The 25,035-nt window shown below is 50.8% G+C and carries 23 protein-coding genes; 22 read left to right on the top strand and 1 reads right to left on the bottom strand.

The genetic code is table 11. The annotated features are described in order from the left end of the window. Positions 1-33: 33 nt before the first annotated feature. From QMK20_RS26670 to QMK20_RS26570, 21 genes are all read left to right on the top strand, one after another. Complete coding sequence (locus QMK20_RS26670; RefSeq protein ID WP_283653998.1) at positions 34-336, top strand: MazG-like family protein; 303 nt, start codon at positions 34-36, stop codon at positions 334-336. A 5-nt stretch (positions 337-341) separates the two neighbouring features. Further along, a complete protein-coding gene (locus QMK20_RS26665) occupies positions 342-1,259 on the top strand; it encodes a DUF2232 domain-containing protein (protein WP_044648131.1) in 918 nt (305 codons plus the stop codon). An 11-nt stretch (positions 1,260-1,270) separates the two neighbouring features. Then, complete coding sequence (locus tag QMK20_RS26660; protein WP_014278977.1) at positions 1,271-3,259, top strand: DHH family phosphoesterase; 1,989 nt, start codon at positions 1,271-1,273, stop codon at positions 3,257-3,259. After that, complete coding sequence (gene rplI, locus QMK20_RS26655) at positions 3,256-3,699, top strand: 50S ribosomal protein L9 (RefSeq protein WP_014278976.1); 444 nt, start codon at positions 3,256-3,258, stop codon at positions 3,697-3,699. Before QMK20_RS26660 ends, rplI begins: the two co-directional genes overlap by 4 nt. Before the next feature lie 2 nt (positions 3,700-3,701). Next, a complete protein-coding gene (gene dnaB, locus QMK20_RS26650) occupies positions 3,702-5,060 on the top strand; it encodes a replicative DNA helicase (protein ID WP_014278975.1) in 1,359 nt (452 codons plus the stop codon). Between the two features lie 378 nt (positions 5,061-5,438). After that, on the top strand, positions 5,439-6,725 hold the full coding sequence (locus QMK20_RS26645; RefSeq protein ID WP_044648129.1) for an adenylosuccinate synthase: 1,287 nt from the start codon (positions 5,439-5,441) through the stop codon (positions 6,723-6,725). Positions 6,726-6,958: 233 nt separating this feature from the next. Beyond that, positions 6,959-7,783, top strand: coding sequence for an ABC transporter permease (locus QMK20_RS26640; protein WP_149096164.1), 825 nt, complete (start codon positions 6,959-6,961; stop codon positions 7,781-7,783). Positions 7,784-7,811: 28 nt separating this feature from the next. Next, the gene (locus tag QMK20_RS26635) at positions 7,812-8,843 is read left to right on the top strand and encodes an ABC transporter ATP-binding protein (RefSeq protein WP_044648128.1); all 1,032 of its coding nucleotides are present in this window, start codon (positions 7,812-7,814) and stop codon (positions 8,841-8,843) included. 98 nt (positions 8,844-8,941) lie between these two features. Then, positions 8,942-10,111 (top strand): extracellular solute-binding protein, encoded by a 1,170-nt coding sequence (locus QMK20_RS26630; RefSeq protein ID WP_283653997.1) that lies wholly within the window; start codon positions 8,942-8,944, stop codon positions 10,109-10,111. 2 nt (positions 10,112-10,113) lie between these two features. After that, complete coding sequence (locus QMK20_RS26625; RefSeq protein ID WP_283653996.1) at positions 10,114-10,956, top strand: ABC transporter permease; 843 nt, start codon at positions 10,114-10,116, stop codon at positions 10,954-10,956. A gap of 31 nt (positions 10,957-10,987) precedes the next feature. Continuing rightward, on the top strand, positions 10,988-12,502 hold the full coding sequence (locus tag QMK20_RS26620; RefSeq protein ID WP_283653995.1) for a hypothetical protein: 1,515 nt from the start codon (positions 10,988-10,990) through the stop codon (positions 12,500-12,502). After that, complete coding sequence (locus tag QMK20_RS26615) at positions 12,499-12,966, top strand: hypothetical protein (protein WP_283653994.1); 468 nt, start codon at positions 12,499-12,501, stop codon at positions 12,964-12,966. The genes QMK20_RS26620 and QMK20_RS26615 overlap by 4 nt, the downstream gene beginning before the upstream one ends. Then, positions 12,959-13,966 carry a CehA/McbA family metallohydrolase gene (locus tag QMK20_RS26610; protein WP_283653993.1) on the top strand — a complete coding sequence of 336 codons (1,008 nt, stop codon included), beginning with the start codon at positions 12,959-12,961 and terminating at the stop codon, positions 13,964-13,966. Before QMK20_RS26615 ends, QMK20_RS26610 begins: the two co-directional genes overlap by 8 nt. A 38-nt stretch (positions 13,967-14,004) precedes the next feature. Then, on the top strand, positions 14,005-14,721 hold the full coding sequence (locus tag QMK20_RS26605) for a GntR family transcriptional regulator (protein ID WP_283653992.1): 717 nt from the start codon (positions 14,005-14,007) through the stop codon (positions 14,719-14,721). A gap of 144 nt (positions 14,722-14,865) precedes the next feature. Beyond that, positions 14,866-15,513, top strand: a complete 648-nt coding sequence (locus tag QMK20_RS26600) for a hypothetical protein (RefSeq protein WP_283653991.1) — start codon at positions 14,866-14,868, stop codon at positions 15,511-15,513. A 299-nt stretch (positions 15,514-15,812) separates the two neighbouring features. Beyond that, positions 15,813-17,336, top strand: a complete 1,524-nt coding sequence (locus tag QMK20_RS26595) for a M23 family metallopeptidase (RefSeq protein ID WP_283653990.1) — start codon at positions 15,813-15,815, stop codon at positions 17,334-17,336. A gap of 227 nt (positions 17,337-17,563) precedes the next feature. After that, positions 17,564-18,295 carry a response regulator YycF gene (gene yycF, locus QMK20_RS26590; RefSeq protein WP_014278963.1) on the top strand — a complete coding sequence of 244 codons (732 nt, stop codon included), beginning with the start codon at positions 17,564-17,566 and terminating at the stop codon, positions 18,293-18,295. After that, a complete protein-coding gene (walK, locus tag QMK20_RS26585) occupies positions 18,292-20,121 on the top strand; it encodes a cell wall metabolism sensor histidine kinase WalK (RefSeq protein WP_044648119.1) in 1,830 nt (609 codons plus the stop codon). Before yycF ends, walK begins: the two co-directional genes overlap by 4 nt. Further along, positions 20,118-21,461 (top strand): YycH family regulatory protein, encoded by a 1,344-nt coding sequence (locus QMK20_RS26580; RefSeq protein ID WP_283653989.1) that lies wholly within the window; start codon positions 20,118-20,120, stop codon positions 21,459-21,461. Before walK ends, QMK20_RS26580 begins: the two co-directional genes overlap by 4 nt. A gap of 88 nt (positions 21,462-21,549) precedes the next feature. Next, complete coding sequence (gene yycI, locus QMK20_RS26575) at positions 21,550-22,314, top strand: two-component system regulatory protein YycI (RefSeq protein ID WP_283653988.1); 765 nt, start codon at positions 21,550-21,552, stop codon at positions 22,312-22,314. Positions 22,315-22,320: 6 nt separating this feature from the next. Beyond that, positions 22,321-23,127: an MBL fold metallo-hydrolase gene (locus QMK20_RS26570; protein WP_283653987.1), complete on the top strand. Its 807-nt coding sequence runs from the start codon at positions 22,321-22,323 to the stop codon at positions 23,125-23,127. Here the strand turns inward: QMK20_RS26570 and QMK20_RS26565 are convergent. Continuing rightward, entirely contained in the window at positions 23,096-23,302 is a 207-nt protein-coding gene (locus QMK20_RS26565; protein WP_283656356.1) for a hypothetical protein, read from the bottom strand. The two genes, QMK20_RS26570 and QMK20_RS26565, sit on opposite strands and share 32 nt — an antisense overlap. Before the next feature lie 485 nt (positions 23,303-23,787). Here QMK20_RS26565 and QMK20_RS26560 point away from each other — a divergent pair, with 485 nt between their 5' ends. Continuing rightward, a complete protein-coding gene (locus tag QMK20_RS26560) occupies positions 23,788-25,023 on the top strand; it encodes a S1C family serine protease (protein ID WP_283653986.1) in 1,236 nt (411 codons plus the stop codon). Positions 25,024-25,035: the final 12 nt, after the last annotated feature.

Below are 25,035 nucleotides of genomic sequence, written 5' to 3'. Positions count from 1 at the left end.
AAGCTTTTTCAGAGGGGTGTGACTCTTCATCATATGCCTAAAGAAATGGATGTAGTTAAACGGGCCAAGGTGATTGAATGGCTCAAAACAGAGGTACTTGATCAGGTTTCCCGTCTGTTTAAAGCGATGTGGGAGGGCAGTACAGCCCGCATTGGCGATTGTCTGGCGAGTCTGATGATGAGCAGTTATATTTTGGGAAGACGTCTTGGGGTGCCTTACCGTGAATTGGATGATCTCCTCATCGACAAGCTAAGAAAGCACAGAAAAGAAGGACACCAGCTGGAGGATTGGTATCAGGACATATCCGCACTGGAAGAACATATGCGTAAGAGGTGAAAACTTTGAAATTCCGCTTGGCAACTGTAGCATGGAGCGTTATTTATTTGCTTCTGCTGCTGTCTCTATTGACACCCTTAAGAATCTTTACCGTATTTTTGCTGATTGTGCCTGGCGTTGTATTGTTTTCATCGCTGCCTTTCAAGGGATTTCTGATTCATGTCATACCGGTGCTGTTGATTATAGCGCTACAAGATGTATATTTGCTGCTTCCCGCGATTTATTTTCTGATCCCCGCCTTGTTAATGGGACGGGTATATAAAAAGGGAGCACCTGCTTTTCAGGCGTTGATGACCGGAACGGGTGTGATTTTAGCCGAGTTGTTGGTTGTATTGCTCATCGCTACGTATACCTTCGGGTTTGATCTTTCGCAGTATCTTCGTGATCAGGCTGCTATATCGGCAAATCTGGTACAGCAAATCCTAAATGGCAATCCGATGCTTCCTGGCATGAATTGGACAGCAGAAGATACACAGAGACTCGGTACGATGATGATCGGCAAAGTTCCATATGTGCTGATCCTGACCTCGTTTTTACTGGCTGTGATCACGCACGCTCTGACGCGTCCGGCATTGAGTAGCCTTGATGTGCCTGTACGCAAAATGAAGCCTGCCCGAGAATGGAGACTGCCACGCGCGCTCATCTGGTATTACCTGCTGGCGATTGTGTTTGAGTGGGTGGCCATGTCCTCTGACAGCAGTTGGGTTCAGGCGGTTTCTGTTAGTATGTTGCCGCTGATTCATGCGTGCTTTATTATCCAGACGATCGGATTTATTTACTTCTGGACGCATAGCCGTAACATGAGCCCTGTGATCGCGGTGCTGCTATCGCTCGTCGTTCTGGTGTTCCAGCCACTCCGCATTATCGGTATTATTGATTTGGCCTTTCCGCTGCGTGAAGCTATTACAAGATCAAAGAAATAGGGTGAACAGTCATGCCTAAATTTCTACAAAAACGCTGGCACGGCTATCAGACTGTCTGGGCGTTTTTACTGCTGCTGGTGCTTGTCATATGTATTTCCATGTATAACTGGGAACTGGGTGTGATGGGACTGGTGCTGTCATTCTTGCTCGGCGGGCTGATGCTGAAGACGGAATTGGATTTCCGTCGGGAACTGAATCAATATATCAGCGGCCTTTCCTTTCGCATCAAGCGGGTGGAAGGGGAAGCGGTCAGCTCACTGCCGTTTGGCATCATTTTATACAGCGAAAATCGAACGGTAGAATGGCACAATCGGTTCGCTGGGGAAATGTTCGAGGACCAGTCACTGATAGGCGAGCCGCTCCAGGACCTTTTTCCCCAGCTGGCAGGAGCTTTGGGTGCCAAAAAGGAAACGAAGGAGCCTGTGCGTGAGCTAAAGGTAGAGCTACAGCATGATGAGCGCTATTATCAGTTCCTCATCGTGCTGGATGAGCGTCTGATTTATTTGTATGAAGTAACGGAGTTGGCGGTGCTGCGCAAGCAGTATGAGAACGAGCGGCTGGCGCTCGGCATCGTTATGCTTGATAATATGGATGAAGCTGCTCAGGGAATGGACGATCAGCAACGTACCGCGCTTATTGCGAAGGTGTCGAGCGAGATTACAGCATGGGCGAACCAGTACAATATTTATTTGCGTCGTTTGTCATCCGAGCGCTATCTCATCATGCTGAATCACAAGGCGCTTCAGGAGCTGGAGCAAAGTCGATTCGTCATTCTGGATACGGTGCGGGAAATGACTGCCGATTTGAAAGTGCCGATGACACTGAGCATCGGTTTGTCCTTCGGCGCGGAGAGCATCAAGGAGCTGGGTGAGCTGGCTCAGTCCAGTCTGGATATGGCGCTCGGACGGGGTGGCGACCAGGCGGCGGTGAAGGCCGGACAGCGTCTATCTTTTTACGGCGGCAAGTCCAATGCTGTCGAAAAGCGTACACGGGTGCGCGCGCGGGTCATTGCGCATGCGCTGCGTGACCTGATGCAGGAGAGCGACCGCGTGCTGATCATGGGGCACAAAATACCGGACATGGATGCACTGGGAGCAGCCATCGGGGTGTGGAAGGCGGCAGCGCTCTACAACGTAGAGGCGCACATCGTGCTGGATAAATCCAATCCGTCCATCGACCGGATGATGGAGCAGGTGAACAAGGACGAGAATCTGTCGGCAGCGCTCATGACACCGGAGCAGTCGCTCCAGTTGATGACCGAGCACAGCCTGCTGGTCGTGGTGGATACGCACAAGGCCTCGATGACAATTGAGCCAAAATTGGTGCAGACGGCGAGCAGGGTGGTCGTTGTAGATCATCATCGTCGGGGCGAGGAGTTTATTAACGACTCTGTTTTGATTTATCTGGAGCCATATGCGTCGTCGGCTTGTGAGCTGGTGACAGAGCTGCTGCAATATATTCATGAGAAGGTTCAACTGACGCCGCTGGAGGCGACATCGTTGCTTGCAGGGATTACGGTGGATACCAAGCATTTTTCCTTGCATACAGGCTCGCGGACGTTTGAGGCTGCCGGTTTTTTGCGGCGTAGCGGGGCGGATACAGTGATGATCCAGCGCTTGTTAAAAGAGGACCTGGATGAATATATTGCTAAGGCGGAAATTATTAAGCATGCTAAAATGATATATGGGCACATCGCGCTTGCGGTGACAGAGCCCGGACAGAAGATACCGCAGCTCCTGATTGCTCAGGTGGCGGATTCATTACTCAATATGACGGATGTACTGGCCTCTTTTGTGGTCAGTGAACGTCCTGACGGCCTGGTGGGGATCAGCGCCCGTTCACTCGGACGCATGAATGTACAGGTCGTCATGGAACGGCTAGGCGGCGGAGGACATCTGACGAATGCGGCGGTTCAGCTGGATTGTCCGCTGGAGGAAGCCAAACGCAGAGTGGTCGACGTGCTGGCCGAAATTGATGGGGAAGAGGGGTTATTTGAATGAGAGTGATTTTTATTAAAGATATGAAGGGCCAAGGCAAGAAGGGTCAAATTAAGGAAGTATCGGACGGTTACGCAGCGAATTTCCTGCTGCCGCGCGGTATTGCCCGCCCGGCGACGGAAGGGAATATGAAGACGCTGGAGAACCAGAACGCTGCTGAGGAAAAGCGCAAGCAAGAGGAAAAGGAAGAGGCGCAGGCACTCGGCAAAAAGCTGGAATCCACAACCGTTCAGCTGAAAGCAAAAGCTGGTGAAGGCGGTCGACTGTTCGGCGCAATTACAAGCAAGCAAATCGCGGAAGCGGTCGCTGCAACGGGGATTAAGCTGGACAAACGCAAAATCGAGCTGGAAGAACCGATTCGTACGTTGGGCGTCACTCAAATGACCGTTAAGCTTCATCCTGAGGTCAAAGCTACGCTGAAGGTACAGGTGACCGAAGAATAATTATGGGCGGCGAATTTTTCGATCGGATTCCTCCGCAAAATCTGGAGGCAGAACAGGCGGTTATCGGGTCCATTTTGCTCCAGTCCGAAGCACTGATTACAGCGATGGAGCGGGTGCAGACCGAGGATTTTTACGATAAGGCTCACCAGATGATTTACGAAGCGATGATTGAGCTGGGTGAATCCGGACAGCCGATAGACTTGGTTACACTGACCTCGAAAATTCAGGACAAGGGTCAGCTGGAGGATATCGGGGGCGTCAGCTATCTGGCGAAGCTGGCTCACGGGGTGCCGACAGCGGCTAACGTGGATTATTACGCTCAGATTATTGAAGAAAAGGCGATGCTCCGCCGATTGATTCGTGCAGCCACGCAGATTGTGAGCGAAGGCTATAGCGGCGGCGAGGACGTCGCTGGTATGCTGAGCGATGCCGAGCGCAAGATTATGGAGATATCCAATGGGCGCTCGGGCAGCGGCTTTATTGCCATCCGCGATGTCGTGATGGAAGTGTTCGACCGGGTCGAATTGCTGCATCAGAACAAGGGCAATACGACCGGGATTCCGTCCGGCTTTGTTGATTTGGACAAGATGACGGCGGGTTTCCAGCGCAATGATCTAATCATTGTGGCAGCTCGTCCATCCGTGGGTAAAACGGCGTTCGCCCTGAATATTGCGCAAAACGTTGCGGTTCGGGCGAAGGAGACGGTAGCCATCTTCAGTCTGGAAATGTCGGCGGCCCAGCTCGTTCAGCGGATGATCTGCGCCGAGGCCAATCTGGACGCGAACGTCATGCGGACAGGTGATTTTAAAGGCGACGACGATTGGGCGAAGCTGACGATGGGCATTGCGGCCTTGTCAGAGGCCGAGATCTATATTGACGATACGCCGGGTATTACTGTTGCGGATATCCGTGCCAAGTGCCGCCGTCTCAAGACGGAAAAAGGACTCGGCATGATCGTGATCGACTACTTGCAACTCATTCATGGGCGCGGGAAATCGGGCGAGAATCGGCAGCAGGAGGTATCCGAAATTTCACGGACCTTGAAGCAAATTGCCCGTGAGCTGGAAGTGCCTGTAATCGCCCTTTCCCAGTTAAGCCGGGGTGTAGAGCAGCGTCAGGACAAGCGTCCGATGATGAGTGACTTGCGGGAATCCGGTTCCATTGAGCAGGATGCTGATATCGTCGCGTTTCTGTACCGGGATGATTACTATAATCAGGAAACGGAAAAGAAAAATATTATTGAGATTATCATTGCCAAGCAACGTAACGGCCCGGTCGGTACGGTAGAGCTGGTGTTTCTCAAAAATTATAATAAATTCGCCAATTATGAGCGTGCCCATTCGGATGCGTTCGCTGGATAACGGAATGATATATTTGAAAAAAGGCTCTTTCGACGCGGTTTGCGCGATGTCGAAGGGCCTTTTACATATCATGCTCATATGTTTTCATATAAGGACCGAAACTCTCAATTACGAACAATACTATTTTCATGTGATATAATGTTCGCTTTTTATTTGACTTTAAAAAATGGTGCTGTTACACTTATAGTGCTGCTTCAACGCAGTGGGGAGATCATTACGCCCGGGGCTTTCCGTACCTACGGAATGTCTGCGACGGACGTTTTTTCCTGCTGTCCGAGAACGTTCTATATCTGTCCGCTCAGGCGGTTGAAGTCAGATATACGTAGCGCGTCAGCCCAAAATCAGAGTGTCTGTGGGCACTCCACGGAGGAATGAAACATGTCAACTGTAGTCGTTGTGGGAACACAATGGGGAGACGAAGGCAAAGGTAAAATTACGGACTATCTGGCGGAAAGCGCTGAAGTGGTGGCCCGTTACCAAGGCGGAAACAATGCCGGTCATACGATTCTCATTGACGGTAAAAAGTACAAGCTGAGCCTGATTCCATCCGGCGTTTTTTATGAAGATAAAAAGTGTGTCATTGGCAACGGCATGGTAGTTAATCCGGCCGCTCTTATTGAAGAAATTACTTACATTCACGATAATGGCTTTTCTACGAAAAATCTGGTCATTAGCGACCGTGCACATGTTATTATGCCATACCACATCACGTTGGATGTGCTGGAGGAAGACCGCAAAGGACCTAACCAAATCGGTACGACGCGTAAAGGGATCGGCCCTGCTTATATGGATAAAGCTGCACGTAATGGTATTCGTATTGCTGATTTGCTGGATGCAGAGGAATTCGAAAAGAAGCTGCGCCATCAAACAAAAGAGAAGAATCAAATGATTGAACAAGTATACGGCGGCAAGCCGCTGGATGTAGAAGAAATACTGAAACAATACCTGGAGTATGCAGAATTTGTTCGTCCTTATGTAGGGGATACGTCTGTTGTGTTGAATGATGCGATTGATGCGAATCAAAAGGTACTGTTCGAGGGCGCGCAAGGCGTTATGCTCGATATCGACCAAGGTACGTATCCGTACGTTACGTCCTCGAACCCATCGGCTGGCGGCGTATGTATCGGTTCCGGTGTAGGCCCGTCCAAGATCCAACAGGTCATTGGTGTAGCCAAATCGTACACAACTCGTGTCGGTGACGGTCCATTCCCAACGGAACTGAATGATGAAATCGGCGATTACATCCGTGAAACAGGTCATGAGTATGGTACCGTTACAGGTCGTGCTCGTCGTGTTGGCTGGTTTGATAGTGTGGTTGTACGTCATGCCCGTCGTGTCAGCGGACTTACAGGTTTGTCCTTGAACTCGCTGGACGTATTGACAGGTCTGAAAACGGTGAAAATTTGCACAGGCTACAAGTATCGCGGTGAGGTGATTACGCATTATCCGGCTAGTTTGAAAATGCTGGCGGAGTGCGAGGCCGTATACGAGGAACTGCCAGGCTGGAGCGAAGACATTACTGGCGTGAAAACGCTGGAGGAACTGCCTGAGACTACTCGTAATTACGTACAACGCGTATCTGAGCTGACAGGTATTCCAATTGCAATCTTCTCTGTTGGTCGTAACCGTGACCAAACGAACCAGGTGCTTCCGATTTACCTGTAAGCTAGCAGAATTGTTTTCATCTGTTAAGGCGTTATGCATAGCTATTCCTGCACGACCAAGGAGAGAGAGGCTGTTAAAAGCCCCCCTCTCCTTTTTTTATGTAAAAACCGTTCCTCTGATTTCCTTCCCCTTTACAAAATCTTATCGCCCATGTCGATTTGTGATAACAAACCCTCTCTATAATCCAGATAGAAAGAGATTCGGACGTCTAGACGTCTTGAGAGGGATGAATTATGAACTGGTATCTTCGCTCACTTGGCACACGCAAAATTGTGGAGTTCATCGTGCTCGTTATTTTCGTCATTTTTTTCCTGGGGCCTCTGACTAACCTGTTGCTGCTGGCGGTTTCAGGAAAATGGCAGTATCCTGCACCGCTGCCACAGAGCTTGTCACTGGAATGGTGGAAATTTGTATTGACCCAGGATGATGTGCTCAGCTCCATATCTCTATCCTTCCTGATCGCCATTACGGTTACCGTGTGCTCGATTATCGTATGTGTTCCCGCTGCCTACGCCTTCGCGCGGATTTCGTTTCCGCTGAGTAAGTGGTTTTTGTTTTCATTTTTGCTCACGCATGCTTTTCCAAAAATGGGGCTGTACGTGTCTATCGCGGTGTTGTTCTACAAGTTCGGGCTGATGAACACCTTTACGGGCATTGTATTGATCCACATGGTGAACACGCTGATGTACATGACCTGGATTCCTTCCTCTGCGTTCCGCAGCGTCCATCGTGCTCAAGAGGAATCTGCCCGGGATGCCGGGGCGGGACCGTTACGGGTTTTCTGGAAAATTACGTTCCCCATGGCGCTGCCCGGCATTGTGGTCGCTTCCATCTTTACATTTCTCGCTTCATTAGATGAGGCGCAGGGAACGCTGCTCGTCGGGACACCAGACTATAAAACGATGCCTGTCATTATGTATTCCATTATTGCGGATTATCCGAGTACTACGGGTGCTGTATTCTCCGTCATTTTGACTCTGCCCACAGTGATCTTGCTGCTGGCCGCAAGGCGTTTCGTAAGTGCGGACGTGCTGGCTGGCGGATTCCAGGTGAAATAATGCAATTGGTAAAAAGGAGCCAAAGCTAATGTCCATTCAATTATCCATTCGTGAGTTAACCAAGCGCTTTAAGACGGGAGACGGAGTCAAGGGCATCTCACTTGACGTGATGAAAGGGGAACTTGTGACCCTGCTCGGTCCTTCCGGCTGTGGTAAAACAACCGTGCTTCGCTCCATTGGCGGCTTTCTGGACCCGGACAGTGGCGACATTCAGATTCAGGGTAAAAGTGTGCTCAAGTTGCCACCCGAAAAACGCCCAACCGCTATGGTGTTCCAAAGCTATAATTTGTGGCCGCATATGACGGTGTATGACAACCTTGCTTTCGGGTTGAAGATTCGTAAGGTGAAAAAGGCAGAGATTGACCGCCAGGTGAAGGAGGCGCTGGCGCTGGTTCGGCTGGAGACGGCAGAGCGTAAAACGCCGGGGCAGCTCTCGGGCGGTCAGCAGCAGCGGGTAGCACTTGCTCGGGCTCTGCTGCTAAAGCCGGATGTATTGCTGCTGGACGAGCCTTTTTCAGCGCTCGATGCCAAGCTGCGCATGGAGATGAGGGAGGAGCTGCGCGACATCCAGACCCAGACGGGGATGACGATGGTGTTCGTCACCCACGATCAGGAGGAGGCCTTATCCATTTCCGACCGGATCGTCGTTATGAATGCGGGTCGGATTGAGCAGCTCTCGTCACCGCAGGAGATTTATGACAAGCCACAGTCGCTTTTTGTAGCGGGCTTTATTGGTCGCATCAATTTATTAAAGGGGGTGAGTACAGGTCGCAGTGTGTCCGTGAGCGGAATTGCGTTCGCGCAGGAGCATGAATACAGCGGTGAATCCATGGTCGGTGTAAGGCCAGAGGATATTGTTCTGACGACGGAAGAAAATGGCTCTCTAGCCGGAACGATCAGGCAAGTGATGATTCTCGGGCATTATGCGGAGGTTTCGCTGGATAGCGGTACCGATCATCTGAAAATGTTTGTGCCACGTGAACGGGCGGCCGATCTGCGCAGTGGAGAGCAAATCAGATTCAGCTTCAGTAAAATTGTTACTTTTCCAGCAGCACAGTGAAGATTCACGATCAACCTCTACATCGCATCAATGTCCATCATGAACGCATCATCTGGTGATGCTGCGAACTTGTGCAACTATCTAAAGGAGGCAACAACGTGTTTGGGAAAAAGAAGATGGGTCTGATTTTGTCTGGGGTGCTTAGCTTATCGTTGTTGGCTGGATGTGGAAACGGTGGTAATGCCGCTACAGCTACAGGGGAAGCCAAGGATACGAAAGCGGGAGCAGCTACGGGAACGACAGAAATCTCCTTGTACACTGGCGGTTCTTTGAACGTCAAAGAGCTGTGGGAAACGTTAATCAAGGACTTTGAAGCTAAAAATGATCACGTTAAGGTCAAACTGGTGTATTTGCCAGCGGGAACCGGGGGCGCATCTACACTGGATCGTCTGATCGCAGCCAAGAAGAGCGGGCAAACCGATACAGATATCGACCTGTACGAAGGCAGTCTGGATGACATCACCAAAGGGGTAGGCGAAAAACTGTGGGAAACGGTAGACACCGCCAAAGTTCCGAACCTGGCGAATGTAGATGAAACGTATCTCAAGCAAGTAAACAATCAGGCCATTCCATACCGTGCCTCTTCGGTTGTTCTCGCCTACAACAGTGCAAAAGTAGCGACACCTCCGAAAACAGCGGATGAGCTGTATACGTGGATTCGTCAGCACCCGGGAAAATTTGCTTATAACGACCCGTCCACGGGTGGATCGGGTAGCTCGTTTGTGAACACGGTTATCTATAATTTCCTTCCTCCAGAGGCGATGAACAGTGATGATCCGGCAAATATGAAGAAATGGGATCAAGGCTTCTCGTTGCTCAAGGAACTGGGTCCTTCGATGTACCAAAAGGGAGTCTATCCGAAAAAGAACCAAGGCACGCTTGATATTTTGGCAAGTGAAGAGGTGGACATGGTTCCGGCCTGGTCCGATATGGCGCTCGAACAACTGGCTAAAGGTCTGCTTCCAGACACGGTGAAGCTGACACAGATCGACCCTGCTTTTACAGGCGGTCCGTCTTATCTGATGGTTCCTTCGCTTTCCTCCAAAAAAGAAGCAACACAAGAATTCCTGAATTTTGTGCTGACGCCAGAAGCGCAAACGGTGGTCATCAACAAAATGTATGGCTATCCGGGGATTAAGTGGAGTCTGATGCCAAGTGAATTGCAAGAAAAATTCAACAGTGTATCTTCTGGATACCGTAGCTTTAACAGCGGCGAGCTCCAGCAGGAAATCTACAAACGCTGGCAGAGTGAAGTAGCGGGCGGTTAATCATGAGTTCATCGTCCAAAAGGGGGATGCTGGGGCTTGCCCTGGTCATCCCGTCTTTTCTCATTTTGCTGGTCGTCGTCATTATTCCGATTCTCTATGCCGTAAAGGAAAGCCTGATAGATCAGCATGGAACGGGCTACGGCCTGGCGAACTATATCCGCCTCTTTACGGAGCCTGCGATGCGAAAAAACATTATATATACGATCAATGTCACACTGGTCTCGACAGCCCTCACATTGGTCATCAGCTACGCTTTGGCGATTTATCTGCGATTTGGAAAAGGTTTTGTTGTCAAATGGATCGGCCGATTGTATTTTGTCCCGATGTTCGTTCCCGGCGTAATTGCAACCTATGCGATCATTACGATGTACGGCAATCATGGCTGGGCTGCACGCCTTTTGTTGCCGCTGGGTATTGAAACCATTCCGAGGATTATTTACGACTACAAAGGTCTGGTGCTGGCTAATCTGTGGTTTAACATTCCATTCGCCACCATGCTGCTAAGCTCGGCCCTTGCCAGCATTCCAAACGCTGTTGTGGAGAGTGCCAGAGACGCGGGAGCCAGCACGCTGCAACTGTTTGGGCGCTTTATTTTACCCCTTTCCTACAAAACGATGTGGGTTGCGGTGACCTTCATCTTTATGGGGATTATGGGCAGCTTCACAGCTCCGTTCCTGATTGGCGCCAACTCGCCGCAGGTGCTGGGTGTCGCAATGCAGCAGGTATTTTCCAGCTATCAGGAGACGCATACAGCCAGCGCTATGGCAGTGTTTATGTTTTTACTGTGTTCTTTTATGGGATACTTTTACATTCGAACCATGGTGAATGATGCGGATGCGAGCTAGACAGCCGCTATAAACTAAGGAGGTTACAGGGATGAACAGCCAAGCAGAGGTGCAGATTACCGGGTTTAGTGGGCGAGTGTGGGAAAAGGACCTGCTGGATTGCGGGTATCGGATTGCCTTACACAAAGCGGAGGTTGAACTCAGTCCGGGGAACGGATTCCGGTTCACGTTTTCCATGCCCGAAGACGGGTTCGCGGAGCTTGACCTGCTCGCCAGATCGGACAGTGACTGGGCTGCGACAGATCGGGAATCCGCCTTCGTGCGCCTCTACCTGAACGAAGCCTATAATCAGGATGTTATTTTGTATTATGGCAGCAGTCAGGGTGTGTACACCCGTTTGTTGGGGTATCTAAAAGAAGGCGATTATGAGGTCTATGCCGAATTTCGAGAACTGGAGTCGGCTCCGCTTGTATCCAGAGCATGGATTGACGGGGTTGAAATGCGCTGCGTGGCCGATTCGTCTCCAAGATCGCTGATTTATCGCCACACCCCACTTTTATACGGTCGCAATCTGGCACATCCCTATGAGAACCGCTTTACGGATACACCGCTTGTTCTGTTCTACTCCGTGGAAGAGAATGAGGGTAAAACGGTCATTGAATACCAGATGATGTACAGCCATGAGGATGAAGGAACGCCCGCACCGCTGCTCATGAGCAAATGGGGGAGAACCACCGATATCGAATGGATGTACCGCGTCGAGCTGGATGCCGGGGGCAATGTTCTGGGTGCTGTTTTCCAGGGGGCACATCATATTACGACTGCGTTTAATGGCAACTATGATCTGGGCGGGCATCCTGTTCTCCAATCCGCAACAACCAATGGAAACTTTAAGGATGACATTTCATCGGACTATCGTTTTATGCTGCCGCCTGCTTTCCAGTGGAAGCCAGAGGAAGAGCCGCGTGAGGCGGTCATGAGTCGTTTTCCTTTTGCCTATCAGGTCACCGGGTGGGAGATGGAGCGTCAGCAGGAGCTGGAAATGCCGTCAAATGCGTCTTCCATTATGCTTGCCCACCAACGCAGCTATGTATTTATCCAGACTTCAAAACGCCCCTTAAGGGATTCCAGCAGTGAATTGTCTCCAGCGTCCAAGCCGGGCTTTAACCGACGCGAGGAAGATGCCTGTGTGGATATAGAGCTTCGCCTTCACGGGTCGGAGCAGTGGTATTCATCGTGCTATCATGATCTGCGACTGGGTGAATTCAGGGCTGCTTATGAGGGTGCAGAGTCGCATTTTTCTACAACGGTCAAGTTATCTGGAGAGGCTGTGCTTGAGGATATAGCTGAAATCAGAGCCGTATTGCTGGAGGGCGGTGCGGACAGCATGGAAGTGGCTGGACTGTATGCTTTTACGCTAAACGAGGAAAACCTGCCGCAGTTTCCTGGTATTCGTACAGATCGGGTGATTGAGCTAACGCGGCATCATCCAGCGGGTATTTTATGGGCAGCAGACAAAAACGGAGCGGGTGATGGCAATCATACTGTGAATCATATGGTGAACCGTACTGTGGATGACCCGACAAGTCAGGATGGGGAGTCATGAGCAGGCTACTGTATGTGGAAGGAACGGTCGATAGAACCTGCACCCAGAGCCATATTACGTACTCTTTTCACATCCCACAGCCGACTGACACGATCCGCATTCACTTCTCTTACACCCCCAAGTTATTGGAGGATCAGGAGCAAGCGCGAGAAATTATTGAGGAAAGCATGAGCAAATACGGATACGACGAACCGGGACATTCATCAGATCTGTGGAAGAAGTATATGCCACTGCAAAATTTATTGACGCTGTCTGTCGATGACCCTCTCCGCCATCGGGGAAATGCACACCGTCCCGAGATGCAGCAGGAGCATTGGCTCGGTTCGTCTGCGGCTTCGCCGGGATTCCTCGCAGGAGATAATCCGGCGGGAATGTGGCGGATTACCGTCAGTCTGCATGCCGTTGTGACCGAGACGCTTGTTTACCAAATTCACGTATTGGGGGAGGGAGCCATATATGCTTAAATGGATTCCGTCTGAGCTTCACACCCATACGCTTCACAGTGACGGAAAGCAAACGCTGGAGGAGCTTGCCCAAAGCGCAGCGGACCTCGGGCTTGAATGCATCGCTATGACGGATCACAATACCCAGTCGGCACTTGTGGATCAGGAACGGGTCCAGCAGCAGTTCGGTGTCCCGATCATTTCAGGGATGGAGTGGACGACCTTTTACGGACATTTGCTGACGCTGGGGGTAGACCGCTTTATTGACTGGCGAGTGCTGGGGCCGGATGACATTCATGAGGGAATCCGGCAAGTGCATGAGCAGGGAGGCATTGCAGGGCTTGCCCATCCATTCAGGATCGGAAGTCCGATCTGTACGGGGTGCTTTTGGGAATACACCATTCAGGACTGGCATGAGGTCGATTATATTGAGGTCTGGTCAACGCTTATGCCGTCTATTAAGCGGGATAGCCAGCGGGCGTTTGCCATGTGGACGGATTTATTGAATCAGGGGTATCGCATCACGGCTGTAAGTGGTCGGGACTGGCATGTATCCAAACCGGATGATGCGCTTCCGGCTGTCACGTATCTGGGTGTTCATGGTGAAGCAGAAGAGCAGGAGAGCTTAGTTAACCGGGCAGTCGAGGCGATCCGCCTCGGTTCGGTGTCGGTTACGATGGGACCGTTACTGACGATGTCGGCACAGGTTAAGGGCAGTGAAAAGCGATATCACATCGGCGAATGTGTAGAGCTGGCTGTGGAGGATTCACTGTCTGTGACGGTTCAATTGGATGTGGAAACGAGAGCAGGCCATTACAACCTTGAGCCTCAGAACCTTCGCCTTCTGCTGACAAGCGGCCAGGGGGTATGCTTCGAAACTTATATCCCTGCTCAATCAGGTGAATATACGCTATCATTACAAGATCCAACAGGAAAAGGCTGGGTGCGAGCCGAATTATATGGATATATGGAAGATTGCGTCACGATGATTGCCTTTACAAATCCGATGTATATCACTTGAACTCAGGTCACTATAATAGAAAGGCTGGGCTTTGGACGGTGTCAACAAAACAAGAGAACATTAAGCAGCTTATAGAGGAATATATAGAGGTCAACCAAATTGAGCCGGGCGAGAGGCTGCCTTCGGAAGCTGAACTTTCCCGATTGTTCTGCGTCTCGCGTGCGACGCTACGGGGAGCCGTCCGCCAGTTGGAAACGGAAGGCAAGCTGTTGGTGAAGCACGGGAGTGGTACGTTCGCTACTTGCCCGCTGCCGAGCATTCCAAGCTCGCTGGACCGCCTGTACAGCATCGGGGACATGATCCGTTCGGCAGGGTTGCGGGAAGACGAGCAGCTGGAATCTATCAAGAGGATGAAGGTTTGTCCTCCTGAAATTGCCGAACGAATGAGGTTTTCCGAGAATGAGCCCATGATCGTTCTGGAGCGTACTCGCACAGCCGATGGGGAAGCGGTAGCACATTCTATCAATTGGATGCCGGAGACATTAGCAGGTTCGATTTTGGACGGCGGGTCTTTTTCGGGTTCGCTTTTTCAAAGTCTGGAACTTAAAGCCGGGGTACGAATCGTTGGCGCGTATTCGGAGCTTACCGTCCCGAGTCATGACGATGCCCATATGACGCGTCTGTTGAAGCATCCGCAGGCCACGGTGTTACTGCTCAAGCAGCTTCATTACGATGAGCTGAACAGACAGGTGTTGTATTCACTGGATTATGTCCGCAGCGACATTTTCCATTTTTGGGTGCGCCGTACGCGCTGATTCATGTAAGAATTACATCTACTATCCAACCGTGCTAGTTTTACATATTCCAAGGGTTAAAAATCGTCATATCTCGTCAATACTGATCTATATGCACTTCATGATGATACACATGGCAAGATGCGTATAAGGAGGTAACGGGATATGAGGTGGCTTGGATGGCTGCTTAAAAAAGGAATAACAGTGGTGCTGGTCAGTGCTTTAACGCTGGCAGTAACAGGTGTGGTCGTGAATGCCTATGTTCAATCGCTGCTGCGGCAGTTTAACATTCAACTGGATCATCAGCCAGTATGGGGATTGGGTTGGCTGAATGGAAGCTCTGGCACCGATAAAAGTACAGGTACGGGAAAAAACAAAGCTACGGGTGGCGGTTCGGAAAGTGTAACACCGCCTGATGATGCTTTATCCGTCATGGGACAGGGCTTAGATGAGAGTGGGAGCGGCGCAGGAGGCACGGGTACCAGTGGGGCAACGAATGGGAAAACCCCGCAGGAGGGCGGTTCTTCGTCGACTGGTGCGTCACGGAACGCTACACCTGAAACGAGTATTGAAGGTCATGACCTGGTCATCACGCCCGATAATTTGACGGAAAAGAAGAACAGTTTACCCGCCGAGCAGAAGCAGGAAATTTTTGCGATTCTGATGAATAAATTGCCGCCTGAGGAAATGCAGAAAATATCTGCCGCGATGGAAGGCGGCCTGACCGAGCAGGAGCTGCAGGATATTCAGCAGGTGCTTACGAAGTATCTAACGAAAGAAGAGTATAACAAGCTGATGGGTATGCTTAAATAGTAACGATTCGACTATGGGGAATGCTCATGCTCACAATAGGACTGTGGAATCCGCGCCGGGCGCGGATTTTTTTGCGTGTCAGGCAGAAATTGGAGTGGAGTTGAATTCTTTGTAAAGGCTATGTTAAAGTAAACAGTGTCGCGAAAAGGTTAAAATTTTGAAACCTTTTACGCAACTATGCAATGCTAGATAGCGACTAATATCATAGATACTTGTAAATACAGGCTGGAATCATAGCGAGAAAAACCAATAACGAACGCATTTATATAGAGATAAGATATGCTGAAAAGGAGAGAATCATGGAGGTTTTTAAGGGGAAGCATTCACCAGACAGCAGGAAAGAAGAATCAAGCGTTGAAAACAAGCCTGCTGGAGCAGCAGGAAAAATAGCAATGTGGTGGAACGGACGGAGAAAATGGTTGAGCTGGACCGCAGGCGGTGTGGTGATTGCAGGCAGTCTTATTTTTGCTGGCAATCAATATGTCGGAGCCAATACGGTTCCTTATTATAAAGTGTATGTAAAGGGTGTGGAGGTCGGAAGCATCCTCAATGAGCAACAGCTAAATCAACTGTATGCAACGAAGAGCAAGCAATATAAGGACAAGTATCCCGGTGTGGACATGGTGCTCAATACAAGCGCGGTAACGACAGGCATTGAAAAGGCGTATAAAGTGGATATCGACAGCGGAGCAACACTGAAGAAGCTGGACGGCATGCTCACCGCGTATGCCAAAGGAGTAGAAGTGAAGGTCAACGGCCAGACGGTCGGTATTGTAAAGGATAAAGCGACTGCACAGGCTGCTTTGAAGCAAGTGCAGAAGAAATACACACCTGCGGGTGAGGCCACGGCTACAGGCATCAAGGGACTGGTTCGCAAAACATCCGTGGGCAGCAGTCATGCAAGTACCAGTAGCAAAGCCCCTAAAGCATGGCTGGAGTCTGCCAGTATTCGTGAGAAAATTGCATATGAGCCTGTAAAAGCGGACCCGAATAAGGTGCTGACAGAGGCAGAAGCGGTTAAAGCACTGACTGAGGCGCGTGAGGCACCTGTAACGTATACGGTACAGGAAGGCGATTCCTTGTCATCGATTGCGAATAAATTTAATATGACCGCTTGGGAGATTAAGCAGAACAACCCCGGCTCGCGTGAGCTGTATCTGCAAATCGGGGATGAATTGAAGCTTACCGCTCCAAAGGCTCCGGTTACGGTCCGGACGGTAGAGAAGGTCGTTGAGCAGATTGCCATTGAGCCTGAGATTGAGGTTCGCCAAAGTGACGAGCTGAAAGCAGGAGTTACCAAGGTCGTCAGACCTGGACAGGCAGGCTTGAAGGAAATGGATTACCGTCTGACCAAGGAGAATGGCGAGGTCGTGCAAGAGGAATGGCTCGGTCAAAAGGTGTTGCAGCCGTCTGTTTCCGAGGTGGTTTTGAAAGGAACAAAGGTCGTAGGCGAAGGATCGGGAGAGTTCGCTTGGCCGGTGTCCGGCGCAGCGATGTCGAGCAGCTTTGGCGCACGCTGGGGACGTATGCATGAGGGTGTCGATTTGGTCGGCAGTCCTGACATCCACGCATCGGATGAAGGTGTAGTTACATTTGCAGGTCAGCAGAATGGCTACGGCAATGTCATTATGATCGACCATGGTAATGGCTACCAGACGGTATACGGGCATTTGAGCAGCATTGGCGTTCATGTGGGACAGGTGGTTCAGCAAGGCGAGTCGATCGGAGTTATGGGGAACACGGGACGCTCGACAGGAACACATCTGCATTTTGAAATTCGTAAAGACAATACGCCACGCAATCCAATGACGTATTTAAGATAGAAGGATCGTTTATAACGCTGGATGATAATTCATGAGGATACGGGGAAGGCCATGTTTTTCTGCATGCTTAACAGTGGGTGCAGGCATGGCTTTTTTTGTGTAAGAAAAAGGGGCTGGACAAGTAATAGAATGGCGTGCGGGTATGGTAGAATAGAATAAGCAACTTATGGACACTGACAAACGAAAGTTAATATATAACATGATCCGTAGGAAGAGGTGAGCGCTGTATGCAGGGAACGATTCTGGTGGTGGATGATGAACAGCCTATCGCTGATATTTTGAAATTTAATTTGGAAAAAGAGGGCTATCAGGTGATTTGCGCCTTCGATGGAATCAGCGCGGTGGATATCGCAGTCAAGCAGCAGCCTGACCTGATCTTGCTGGACCTGATGCTGCCGGGGATGGACGGCATGGATGTGTGCCGCGAGGTGCGCGGGCATCAGCTCCAGACGCCGATTATTATGCTGACCGCCAAAGATGGGGAAATCGACAAGGTGCTGGGGTTGGAGCTGGGCGCAGATGATTATGTGACGAAGCCGTTCAGCACACGGGAATTGCTGGCGCGGGTGAAGGCACAGATGCGCAGACAGCAGCGCGGCGGGGCAGGCACGTCGGAAAGCCGTTCGCAGGAAGAGAAGCAGGGGCTGCGCGTGGCGGACCTCTTTTTTGATACGGATATGTATACAGCATACAAAAACGGTACACCGCTCGATCTGACGCACCGGGAGTATGAGCTTCTGTATTATATGGCTAAAAATGCCGGGAAGGTCATGACAAGGGAGCATTTGCTCCAGGCGGTGTGGGGCTTCGAATACTACGGGGATGTGCGGACGGTGGATGTGACGATCCGGCGGCTGCGCGAGAAGATTGAGGAAAACCCGAGCAAGCCGGAGACGATCCTGACGCGCCGTGGACTCGGATACATTATTAGCGGGGGCAAAGGTGGCCTGCGGGCATGAGATGGCTGTCTTTCTTTCGCACGATTCATGCGAAGCTGATCATTATTTATGTGCTGTTGATTTTAGTGGCGATGCAGCTGATCGGGGTCTATTTTGTCAGCTCCATGAAGAACTCTTTGACGAGCAACTTTACACAGGACTTGCAGGCGCGGGCGGAAATGCTGTCCGTGCTGGCAGAGCAGGATCTGAACGGCAGTGACGGTAAAATGGAGGAAGACAGCGTGGAAAGTCTGCGCGCACGCGTGAATAATCTGTTTGATTTTAGCGGTGCAGAAATTCAGGTATTGGATGCCAGCGGCAAGGTGCTGATTACTTCTCAAGGCTCACACGCCGATTATGTCGGACGCAAAAATACGCAGACGGTGGTCAGCCGTGCACTCCAGGGTATCCGTGACAATGAGGAGTACATGGTGGACGAGGATAATGTCCGCAAGAAGGTCGTCGCCAAGCCCGTCATCAGCCAAGGCAAGATTGTCGGTGCGGTGTATATCGCCGCCTCGATGACGGAGTTGTACGATACGATGAAACGCATTAACAATGTATTTCTCTCGGGTATGCTCATTGCATTGGCGTTGACGGCTGTGCTGGGCGTGGTGCTGGCGCATACGATTACACACCCGATCAAGGTGATGACGCGTCATGCGACAGAGGTTGCCGAGGGCAAATTCGACCAGCAGATGCCTGTGTTTGGCGACGATGAGATCGGCAGGCTCAGTGTGGCCTTTAACTATATGACAGGCCGCTTGCGCGAGGCGTTGTCACAAAATGAAGAGGAGAAGGAAAAGCTCTCCTCCATCTTGACCAACATGAGCGACGGAGTGGTCGCTACAGATGACAATGGCCGGGTTATTCTGGTCAACCGCCGAGCCAGTGCGATGCTGGGCGTGAACGAGAACGAAATGACCGGCAGACATATCGCGGTGCTGCTCGGTATCGACCCGGAGGAAACCGAGGCCCTGTACAGCGGTTCTTCGGCTTCCACGCTCTTGCAGCTGGAGCCAGCGGGTCAGGACGAGCCGATCGTTATCCGCGTGACGTTCACGCCGATTCATCGGCGTGAATTTGGCATCACGGGAACGATTGCGGTGCTCCAGGACGTGACGGAGCAGGAGGAAATGGAGACGACACGTCGGGAGTTCGTAGCGAATGTATCGCATGAGCTGCGCACCCCGTTGACGACGATCCGCAGCTATGCCGAAGCGCTGGATGACGGCGCAATGGGTGAACCGCAGCTCGCGGAGCGTTTCGTAGGCGTGATCCGCAACGAGACGGAGCGTATGATCCGGTTAGTCACGGATTTGCTGCATCTGTCGCGGCTGGATTCCAATGAAGCGCCCTTGCGGATGCAGCCTGCGGATGTGATGGAAATGCTGGACGAAGTCGCGGATCGATTTTCTTTTCAAATGAAGCAAAAGCATATCCGGTCTGGAATGTTCGTGGAGCAGGGGATCGGCAAGGTCGTGATTGACCGGGACCAAATTGAGCAGGTGCTGGACAATCTGATGTCCAATGCTTTGAAATATACACCGGAGGGCGGAAATATTCGGATTGAAGCTCGCCGCAATAGTGAGGGGATGCTGTCTATTTCGGTACAGGATACCGGGATAGGGATTCCCAAAAAGGATTTGGACCGGATTTTTGAACGGTTTTACCGTGTGGACAAGGCCAGATCGCGCAATATGGGCGGTACGGGACTAGGGCTGTCGATTGCCCGGGAAATTGTAAAGGCGCATGGAGGCCAGATTTTTCTGGAGTCAGAATATGGTCAAGGGACCTGCACAACCTTTACGCTCCCCATGTTGGGTGAAGGGAGGGAAGCACAGTGAAGGAACGTTTGAAATCATGGGCGCTTATTTTGCTGGTTGCTTCCAGCCTCGTACAGAGTTATTTTCTGATTTATCGTCTTCCGGGCAGTGATTCTGTACTTACTTCGGAGACGAACTATGTCAAAACCGAGAGCATGGGACAGGAGAAAAAGATTGAAAAGCTCGTGTTTCCTGATAAAATGCTGATTCATCAAGGGCAAAACAAGCATACCGTTTTTTATCCGGGTGTTGCTTTCTATGATTTGATTTTTACACGGCTGGAGAGCCGGAGCTTCAACAGCTTTCAACGTCGGAGTATCCATTCGGCAGATTGGGCGCGGATTCGCAGCGAGAATGAGGGCATGGAATTATCCTTTTCGGGGGGTGTCCCGGTTTCATTACTGGAGCGAGTTATGCGTCTGACGCCGGATTCTGTGTTTCAGGGAGAGACGATTAATCGTATCTGGATCTATATAGATGAGAAAAATGCCAAGCCGCATGCCCTCTTTTTCAGTGCCAGAGGCGATGTGGTGTATGAGGCGAATCAGTTTGATATGACGATGGAGGATATCCGGCAGCATGTGAATTTCGGTAAAAATGCCCCGTTGTACGAGCTGGTGGATAATCAGTATTACATTCCGGCAGATAACCTGGAGACGGTGCAGCCCGTGGTATATGCCGGGCTATTCACGACAGAGCAGATGCAGCGGAATTTGTTTTTCGATCCAGGGATTACGCGAAATATTCAGGAGAAGGACGGTTCCCAAATTTATACGGACAGCAAGCGCAGTCTGCAAATTAAGCAGGAGCAGCGTTGGATGAGCTATACCGATCCGAGTGCACCGGGGGCGGGCGGAAGCAGTTCGGTGAGGGATGTGCTGTCGGCAGTTGATTTTGTGAATCAGCATGGCGGTTGGGATGCTTCGTATCAGTTGAAAATGAGAAGCAGCGACGAGAACCGTACCAATGTGCTGTTCCAGCAGTATTACGGATCTTATCCGGTGCTGGATACGCCATCCTTCCGGTTTGGCACGATTTTGTTGGAAATCCAGCAGGAAACGGCATCCGTCTATGATCGTTCGCTGTTGTATCTCAAGGGCGGCGAGCCATCCTCGAAGAAGGTTATGCTTCCGGGTGGCGAAACTTTGAAGAAGCAGCTCGAAACTGTAGCTAAAGGGAAAACGATTAGAGATCTGACCCCTGTATATCAGCCGGAGCTGATCAATGATGGGTTAAAGCTCGTTCCCGAGTGGCGTGTTACGTTGGGCGACGGTTCTGTGGCAGAGATTCACGCTGTTGCAGTGACGGCGACAACGTCGAGTACACCGCAAACGCAGCAATCTCAGGCGGTAAAGAAGTGACTGATTCAGATTTGGTGCTGCTCACACAGCATAGCACCAGCAAAGGGATAAAGCATGGCCAGGGTTATGACAGAAAGGGGGAACGGGAATGGATTGGAGCCGCGCCAAAAACGTACTGATCTGCACGTTTTTGCTGCTCAATGTAGTACTGGGGCGCCAGTTGTGGAGTGATGCGCAGGAAACGGCAGGGCCGAATCTGGATTTTACTTCGCTGGATGAAAATACGCAGCGTTTAATGGAAGAGAAGAGCATTCAGGTGTTGGCTCCGATTCCCGGGGATACCCCCCAGTTGCCGAAGCTGTCTTACACGTATGTCCATGGCGGGGAAAAGGATGAGCGTGTGAAGTTACCGGAGCCGGTAGACAGCAAGCTGGTATTCACCCACGATGCGCTGGTTGAGGCATTGCAGCCGCAAATCAGGGACATCGACAACTACCAGTATGATCCGCTGGATGTTCAGGAGGAGCTTACATCCGGACAGGCAGATGCTTTTGTGCTACACCCATTGGTACAGGGAAAGTGGCCTTTATTTAATGTGAAGATGGCCCTGTTTTACAGTAACCAGAAAATTATCGGATATCGCAAAATTCAGGTTGATCTCCAGCCCTCGGATGAAGCGAAGAAAATGCTGCCCGCATCCAAGGCGCTGGCAAGGTTGATTGACAGTTATTTGCCGCGTGATGCGATTGTGAAGGATATCCGGCTGGGTTATTACGGACAAACCTTTAACTCGGATAGCCAGGTGGCTGCACCTGTATGGCGGTTTATGCTGGATAACGGGCAAGGCGTGTATTACGTGCAGATGAACGGAGATGTCATAAGTCCAAAGACAGAACAAACAGAAGGGTCTTGAACAGATATGGGGATTTCATTTACCGTGCTGTCGAGCGGTTCGACCGGCAACGCCACCGTTGTCCGGAACGAAGACACGACATTACTCATCGACGCAGGTCTCAGCGCGAAGCGTATTGATGAATTGCTGAAGGAACGCGATCTGAGCGGAGAAGAGTTGGATGGTATTTTGGTCACACATGAGCATTCCGATCATGTTAAAGGACTAGGCGCCATGGCGCGTAAATATAATTTACCTGTGTATGCGAATGAGAAGACGTGGTTTGCCATCAGCAATGCTGTTGGGCAGATTGCGGACGATAACCGCAGGATATTGGAGACAGGCGCAACACGCGAATTTGAATCGTTGCGTGTAGAGTCTTTTGGTATATCTCATGATGCGGCTGAGCCGGTAGGCTATAGCTTTTACGATGGGGCAGAGAAGCTCAGTGTAGCCACCGATCTGGGCTATGTCAGCGACAAGGTGAAGCTGGCGATTTCCGACGCAGATGTATTGGTACTGGAGTCTAATCATGATGTGGAAATGCTGCGTATGGGGCGTTATCCTTGGAACATCAAACGCCGTATTCTCAGTGATATCGGTCACTTATCCAATGAGATGGCGGGCGCGATTCTTAGCGAGCTGCTGACGGGACGGACGAAGCGAACGTATTTGGCACATTTGAGCCGCGACCACAATATGATGGAGCTGGCAAAGCTGACCGTGCGCGGGGCGATGGAGGACCGTGGCTGCTTTTACAAGGACAGTGAGTTCCGATTGTGCGATACGTATTATGACCGTCCTACACCGTGGGATAAGGTAAGTGAGTCATAAAGCTGTCTAGCTCGGCGGCTTTGCGTTCTACCTCTTCGCGGGTTACAATGCCTTTGTCCACCAGTAACTCAATGAGTGTACTTAACGCCAGAGTGTTGCGGTAATGCTCGTCTTTCAGATCCGCAAGCTTGGCAGCCATACGAACTTCATCCATAGCTGAGCGATGTTGATTCATCATACATTCCTCCTGTTAAAATATTTGAAAAATGGCGTGTGATCGGCTTGGTTTTGCCGGGTGCTGTGATACAATAAAGCTAACAACTGAAAGCTTTCTGAAAGAAAGCTCGTATCAGAAGCATAAGCTGTTACAAGCGAACGGGAACAGGCCAGAACGTCTCTATGAGACGATCATTTTGTAATAGAATAGAAGACTTGTTACTATTGTAGTCAATTGATTTGGAAATCATTCCTCCTTTTTCCTCTATTCGGAGTGGATTGCGGCGTGTATGCTGGTTAATGAGATCAGGATGCTTAGGGAGGCCCCATTTGTGGTGATTAATAAGTAGGCTGAAATGAGCTGTTGTTTCGGTCATGGGGGATATTCAATCCATTTTGGCGTTCAAACGGAGCGAGTCTCTGTAGCATAGGTTGGCGCAAGCCCGAATAGCCCTAATTTTTTAGTGAGTGTCGGTGCATGACAACGAAGGGGAGAGGATGAACATGGGCTTGTTTGATGACGATTTTTATTCAACGAGGGTATCCACGCGTGCGGCCAAAAAAAAGGCATTCAAGGCACGTCGTGGAGGACAGGAACGTTGGTCGCACAGGAACCGGAGCGTGAGTCCGGTGCAGGCCGCTGTCATTAGCGGTGCAGTTAGTGCGGTGGTTGCGGTGCTGCTGTTCAGCTTTATTACAGGTCTGCCCTCCACGACAGCGGTAACCGGAGCAAGTCATTATCCCATGCGCCAAGCGGCGGGTGATCCGTATGACCGAATTGTGCAGGCGGCAGCCAAGGTACGTCCGGCCGTCGTCAGCATCGTGAACCTGAAAGGGGAAGACGGTCATAGCACGGAGCCGTCGGCGCTTGGATCAGGTGTTATTTTCCGGATAGCTTCCGGCAAAGCCTTCATTATGACTAACAACCATGTGATCGAAGGCTCGGATGATCTGGAGATTGTAACTGTGGATGGTATCAAAAAAGAGGCGAAGCTGATCGGCAAGGATCGCATTAGCGATATCGCAGTGCTGGCGGTAGACGATAAGGGCATTAGCACAATAGCGGATATCGGTGATTCCAGTAAGCTTCGTCTGGGCGAGACTGTGATTGCCATTGGCAATCCGCTTGGTTTGGGCGATACGCTCACATCTGGTATTGTGAGCTATACGAATCGGATCATTCCCATTTCCATTAATCAGGATGGCGTATATGACTGGGAACAGCATGTCATCCAGACCGATGCAGCAATTAATGAAGGAAACAGCGGCGGTGCGCTGGTCGATCTGGACGGACGTGTGATAGGCATCAATACGATGAAAATTGCCGATACCGGTGTTGAAGGACTCGGCTTCGCGATTCCGGCCAATGAGGTCATGAAGACGGTGAATGAACTGGTTGAGGATGGCAAGATTACCCGCCCTTATCTGGGAGTATACACGGTCGACCTTAATAATGAGTATGCTCCGCTGGATGAAACACAGCGCAAGGAACTCAAGCTGCCTGACACCGTAAAGGACGGGGCAGTTGTTCTGGAGGCGCACGGCCCTGCCGAGGAGGCAGGCTTGAAGCTGAACGATGTCATTACCGCGTTCGATAGTGAACCGATCAACTCGACGCTTGATTTGCGACGCTACTTGTACGATAACAAGAAAATTGGCGACGAGCTGAAGGTTACCTTTTATCGGGCAGGCAAGGAAGAATCCGTGACGTTGAAATTAACGGATAAGCCGGAAGGCTAAGGTTTAATGGTT

The organism is Paenibacillus sp. RC334 (assembly GCF_030034735.1).
Taxonomy (GTDB): domain Bacteria; phylum Bacillota; class Bacilli; order Paenibacillales; family Paenibacillaceae; genus Paenibacillus; species Paenibacillus terrae_A.
The sequence above is the reverse complement of the archived record's forward strand: the minus strand, read 5'-3'. Positions and strand labels throughout refer to the sequence as shown.

What these genes read in the sequence shown, in the direction of transcription:
- QMK20_RS26610 (WP_283653993.1), top strand. Translation starts at nt 12,959, where the DNA reads ATGCTTAAATGGATTCCGTCTGAGCTTCACACCCATACGCTTCACAGT.
- QMK20_RS26615 (WP_283653994.1), top strand. Translation starts at nt 12,499, where the DNA reads ATGAGCAGGCTACTGTATGTGGAAGGAACGGTCGATAGAACCTGCACC.
- QMK20_RS26620 (WP_283653995.1), top strand. Translation starts at nt 10,988, where the DNA reads ATGAACAGCCAAGCAGAGGTGCAGATTACCGGGTTTAGTGGGCGAGTG.
- rplI (WP_014278976.1), top strand. Translation starts at nt 3,256, where the DNA reads ATGAGAGTGATTTTTATTAAAGATATGAAGGGCCAAGGCAAGAAGGGT.
- QMK20_RS26600 (WP_283653991.1), top strand. Translation starts at nt 14,866, where the DNA reads ATGAGGTGGCTTGGATGGCTGCTTAAAAAAGGAATAACAGTGGTGCTG.
- QMK20_RS26595 (WP_283653990.1), top strand. Translation starts at nt 15,813, where the DNA reads ATGGAGGTTTTTAAGGGGAAGCATTCACCAGACAGCAGGAAAGAAGAA.
- yycI (WP_283653988.1), top strand. Translation starts at nt 21,550, where the DNA reads ATGGATTGGAGCCGCGCCAAAAACGTACTGATCTGCACGTTTTTGCTG.
- QMK20_RS26625 (WP_283653996.1), top strand. Translation starts at nt 10,114, where the DNA reads ATGAGTTCATCGTCCAAAAGGGGGATGCTGGGGCTTGCCCTGGTCATC.
- QMK20_RS26670 (WP_283653998.1), top strand. Translation starts at nt 34, where the DNA reads ATGCCTAAAGAAATGGATGTAGTTAAACGGGCCAAGGTGATTGAATGG.
- QMK20_RS26560 (WP_283653986.1), top strand. Translation starts at nt 23,788, where the DNA reads ATGGGCTTGTTTGATGACGATTTTTATTCAACGAGGGTATCCACGCGT.
- QMK20_RS26570 (WP_283653987.1), top strand. Translation starts at nt 22,321, where the DNA reads ATGGGGATTTCATTTACCGTGCTGTCGAGCGGTTCGACCGGCAACGCC.
- yycF (WP_014278963.1), top strand. Translation starts at nt 17,564, where the DNA reads ATGCAGGGAACGATTCTGGTGGTGGATGATGAACAGCCTATCGCTGAT.
- QMK20_RS26565 (WP_283656356.1), bottom strand. Translation starts at nt 23,302, where the DNA reads ATGAATCAACATCGCTCAGCTATGGATGAAGTTCGTATGGCTGCCAAG.
- QMK20_RS26640 (WP_149096164.1), top strand. Translation starts at nt 6,959, where the DNA reads ATGAACTGGTATCTTCGCTCACTTGGCACACGCAAAATTGTGGAGTTC.
- QMK20_RS26645 (WP_044648129.1), top strand. Translation starts at nt 5,439, where the DNA reads ATGTCAACTGTAGTCGTTGTGGGAACACAATGGGGAGACGAAGGCAAA.
- QMK20_RS26660 (WP_014278977.1), top strand. Translation starts at nt 1,271, where the DNA reads ATGCCTAAATTTCTACAAAAACGCTGGCACGGCTATCAGACTGTCTGG.
- walK (WP_044648119.1), top strand. Translation starts at nt 18,292, where the DNA reads ATGAGATGGCTGTCTTTCTTTCGCACGATTCATGCGAAGCTGATCATT.
- QMK20_RS26635 (WP_044648128.1), top strand. Translation starts at nt 7,812, where the DNA reads ATGTCCATTCAATTATCCATTCGTGAGTTAACCAAGCGCTTTAAGACG.
- dnaB (WP_014278975.1), top strand. Translation starts at nt 3,702, where the DNA reads ATGGGCGGCGAATTTTTCGATCGGATTCCTCCGCAAAATCTGGAGGCA.